4 protein-coding genes are annotated in these 3,374 nt (G+C 58.2%); 2 read left to right on the top strand and 2 right to left on the bottom strand.

What is annotated here, in order from left to right:
* Positions 1 to 143: 143 nt before the first annotated feature.
* Both WA989_RS04710 and WA989_RS04705 read left to right on the top strand, forming a co-directional pair.
* Positions 144 to 1,358, top strand: a complete 1,215-nt coding sequence (locus WA989_RS04710; RefSeq protein WP_424339353.1) for a M23 family metallopeptidase — start codon at positions 144 to 146, stop codon at positions 1,356 to 1,358.
* Entirely contained in the window at positions 1,348 to 1,893 is a 546-nt protein-coding gene (locus WA989_RS04705) for a bactofilin family protein (protein WP_424339352.1), read from the top strand. Before WA989_RS04710 ends, WA989_RS04705 begins: the two co-directional genes overlap by 11 nt.
* A gap of 62 nt (positions 1,894 to 1,955) precedes the next feature.
* Here WA989_RS04705 and prfB read toward each other — a convergent pair.
* Together prfB and WA989_RS04695 are read right to left on the bottom strand one after the other, a co-directional pair.
* A protein-coding gene (gene prfB / locus WA989_RS04700; RefSeq protein ID WP_424339351.1) for a peptide chain release factor 2 occupies positions 1,956 to 3,069 on the bottom strand; the annotation gives its coding sequence in 2 pieces (ribosomal slippage) (positions 1,956 to 2,999 and positions 3,001 to 3,069; 1,113 coding nt in all).
* Between the two features lie 60 nt (positions 3,070 to 3,129).
* The coding region (locus WA989_RS04695) for a hypothetical protein (RefSeq protein WP_424339350.1) at positions 3,130 to 3,374 on the bottom strand (245 nt) is incomplete at its 5' end.

The raw sequence follows: 3,374 nt of genomic DNA, 5'->3' as shown, positions 1-3,374 counted from the left end.
TTACCAACCTGTGCAAAAAGTCTTGGTAAATATGAACTCGAACCCTTTCCGCGAGTGGTCAAATTGAGTTACTACTTATTTCTGCTGGGGAGCAGCCGTAGCGTTTACGGCGGAATAGAGTTTTTGAAGGGTAGGCGCGTACCATGAAAAAAAAGACGATGAAGGTTCGAGAACTTTTCAGTCGCCTATTTCCGGAGCGCCAAATTTATCATCGTAGCGGAGGAACCGTCCGCTACTTTACGATCTCCCCTTCCCAACAAGCTATCCTTGCTGCAGCAGTCGCTGCAGCTGTCGGCTGGTCTCTCTATGCCACAGCAAACCTTGTTTTCATGCCCAAGCAGGGCGTGGTGGCAAGCGGACAGTATGAAATCGACAAGTACGAACGCTGGGTACAGGAGCTGCGCGCCCGTGATGCGCTGTCGCGGTCCCAGCTGGTCGAACGCACCGAAGCCTTCCAGGAGGCGACTGTTGACTTCGAACGCCGGCACCAGACCCTCGAAGTTCTTCTGAATACACTCCAGAATGGCGGAGAGCTCGAAGCTGCCGCTTTAAGAGGCAATGATGCACCATTATTGGTCAATGCCTCAATTGACGAAGCGGACCGCCGTCAGTCGCGCCCCTCCTCCAGCTATCAGGAGACCAATGCAACGAACGTCGGTCTCCGTGGCCAGATCGGTGACATCCAGCGCGAACAGCAGGCTTTCCTCGATGAAGTTGAAGAGATTGCTGTCGACCGGGCCGAGCAGGCCCGGGGCGTTCTTCGCCTGACCGCTGTCGGCACTAATAGAATCGGCAACAATAACCAGGAAATGGGCGGCCCGATTGTGGAATTCGCCAGCCTTGCAAGCGGTGAGTTCGAATCGCCGGAAGAAGCTGCCTTTGCAGAGCGCGTCGCTCAAGTCGCAGCGCGCATGGAAGAAGCCCGCTATTACGAAGATGTCGTTTCGAATCTTCCGCTCGCCGACCCGGTCGGCGTCACCTGGAGGCTGACCTCCAATTACGGTCTTCGCGTTGACCCGTTCAACAAGCGCCCCGGCTGGCACAATGGCATCGATATCGGCGCCTATTGGAATGCGCCAATCACAGCGACCGGCCCAGGCACTGTCAGCTTCGCAGGTACGAAATCCGGCTATGGCCGAATGGTCGAAGTTGACCACGGTCATGGCTTCAAATCCCGGTACGCTCACCTCAAACGCATCAACGTTTCCAGGGGTGATACAATTGCAATTGGCGATGTCGTAGGCGCCATGGGCTCAACAGGCCGCAGCACTGGCCCGCACCTTCACTATGAAGTGTGGTTCAATAACAAACCTTACGATCCAGTAGAATTCCTGAAGGCGGGTAAACATGTTCACTAAGTCCAAAGATAACGAAACCGCAGCACCGAGCGTCCATCCGGCGCAGGACGCCATCAAGGGCGCGGCATCGAAACCGACCGCACGATCGGCTGCATCGATCATTTGCGGTGACATGGAAATCAACGGATCGATCTCATCCGAAGGCGCCCTGCAGATCGACGGCGTCGTCGATGGCGACGTGACGGCGGCTGACATCACGATCGGCTCCAGCGGACGCGTCGTTGGCGAGGTTCGCGCCGAGGCCGTCAAGGTCAAAGGCGAGGTTCGCGGATCCATTCGGGCCCGCAAGGTCGAGCTTGAGACAGGCGCGCGCGTGCATGGCGACATCATTCACTCATCGCTCAGCATCCAGCCGAATGCGATGTTCGAAGGCCAAGTCAAACACGATGAGGATCCGCTGAAAACCTCAGCCCCAAAGGCCGCCAATATAGGCAAGTCCTCGAGCTCTGACAGCCAGGCGCCCTCTTCGGCGAGCACCAGCACATCCTCGACGGTGCGTCCGTTCGGCGGAACCAGTTCCTCAGCCGCCTCCTAGGCGCTCGCGAATACAATTAGAATTCAGGAAAGCCGCTTTCATCTTTGAAAGCGGCTTTTTCTTTACGCGTCTTCGTCCTGATCGACCCCGACAGAATGCGCCAGGGCAGCGCTCAGGAAGGCATCGAGATCGCCGTCCAGAACACCTGACGTGTCAGATGTTTCATGATTGGTGCGCAAATCCTTCACGAGCTGATAGGGCTGCAGGACGTAGGAGCGGATCTGGTGCCCCCAGCCAATATCCGATTTGGACTCATGGCTGTCCTGCACAGCTTCCCGGCGCTTCTGCAACTCCAATTCGTAGAGCTTTGAGCGCAGCATCTCCCAGGCCTTGGCCCGGTTCTGGTGCTGCGAGCGTCCGGCCTGGCAGGCGACGACAATGCCCGTCGGGTCATGGGTCAGGCGGACCGCCGAATCGGTCTTGTTGACGTGCTGCCCCCCTGCACCCGACGAGCGATAGGTATCGGTGCGCACTTCGGATGGGTCGATATCGATCTCGATCGTATCATCAATCACGGGCGAGACAGTGACCGACGCGAATGAGGTGTGGCGCCGCGCCGAGGAGTCATAGGGAGATATCCGGACAAGTCGATGCACGCCGGTCTCGGACTTCAGCCAGCCATAGGCGTTGTGACCTTCAATCAGCAGCGTCGCGGACTTGATGCCGGCTTCCTCGCCGTCATGCGCGTCCACTTCTTCAACCTTGTAGCCCGATTTCTCGGCCCAGCGCACATACATCCGGCGCAACATGGCCGCCCAGTCCTGGCTTTCAGTCCCTCCAGCCCCGGCATTGATCTGCATGTAGCAGTCATTGGCGTCCGCTTCGCCCGACAGGAGCGCCTGAAGCTCAGCCTTTGCCGCTTTCTCCCGCGTTGTCTTGAGCGTTGCAGCGACCTCGTCGATCATCGCGGCGTCGCCATCGGCAAGCTCAAGCAGCTCAGCGCCGTCCTCAGCTTCGCGTTCGAGCGAAAGGACAAGCTTGATGCCATCCTCAAGCCGCTGGCGCTCAGCCATCAGCTTGCGGGCATCCTCGGGGTCATTCCAGAAATCAGGCTGCTCGGAGAGCGCGTTCAGCTCATCCAGTCTCTTTTCGGCGACGTCCCAGTCAAAGACGCCTCCTCAGCAGCTCTGCGGACTGCTTGATTTCATCTACGAGTGTATTGATTTCCGTCGACATGGTCGGGTTTTAACTCTCTTAATTCTGCGCGTTAGGCGATGCACAAATCTGCAGCGTCCGTCAATAAATGTCGCTCAGGCTTTCATCGGCGACATCATCCGGCGCATCCGCAGGATCGTATTGCAGATCTTCGCCGAACGGATCGGCCGTATCGGCTGTGCCCTCAGAGGCACCGCGATTGCCGGAGATCGAGAACCCGCCGCGATCATCGAACACGGCGCCCGGCTCTGTTCCCGGGCGGAACGCCTCGGTGATAATCTCGCCTGAGCCGCCGGTGGGAATGCCACCTGTGTCATGATCGACCG

This window comes from Henriciella sp., from assembly GCF_049649345.1.
In the GTDB taxonomy this organism is placed as follows: Bacteria; Pseudomonadota; Alphaproteobacteria; order Caulobacterales; family Hyphomonadaceae; genus Henriciella.
Note: the sequence above shows the minus strand (reverse complement) of the source record. Positions and strands in the feature narration are given on the sequence as shown.